Annotated in this window: 1 protein-coding gene; it reads left to right on the plus strand. The window is 38.1% G+C overall.

Annotated elements, in window-relative coordinates; all coding sequences use genetic code 11:
• Positions 1–586, plus strand: a 586-nt coding sequence (locus tag ELQ94_RS17145) for an endonuclease/exonuclease/phosphatase family protein (RefSeq protein WP_133447512.1), incomplete at both ends; no start/stop codon positions are given.

The following is a 586-nucleotide window of genomic DNA, read 5'->3' on the forward strand; positions in this document are numbered from 1 at the left end:
CAGGGGGGATTCACAGAGAAGTATGATAATGGAGGCATAGGAAATGTTAGCACAAATAAACCAGCAAAGGTCAGCCTGGAAAACTGTACTGAAGCCGGGTATAAATGTGTTTGCTTAAATGCAAGGAGCATAGTAAACAAAAGAAATGAACTAAACATTATGGTAGAAGATACTGACCCTCACATTATAGGGATAACTGAATCATGGGCCAACAAAGAGATATCAGATGCCGAACTGGGACTGCCTGGCTACGTAATGTTTAGGAAAGACAGAATAGGAAGAAGGGGAGGTGGAGTTATTTTGTATATTAAAGAATCCATTCAGGCTTATGAAATAATATTAGAAAAAGAAGCAGATTGTGAAGAAGCTGTTTGGTGTAACATAGTTACCGGAAACTCAACGTTAACAGTAGGGTTAGTATATCGAAGTCCAAACATAAGCATAGAAGATAATGAAAAAATACAAACCGCTATAAAAGAAGTGAGCAAACGGGACTGCATTATTATGGGAGATTTTAACCATGGACATATACAATGGGAATCTCTACAGAGTACAGGGCACGAGGACCAGAAATGTTTAGTTTTAA

Source organism: Labedella endophytica (assembly GCF_003990045.1).
Lineage (GTDB): Bacteria > Actinomycetota > Actinomycetes > Actinomycetales > Microbacteriaceae > Labedella > Labedella endophytica.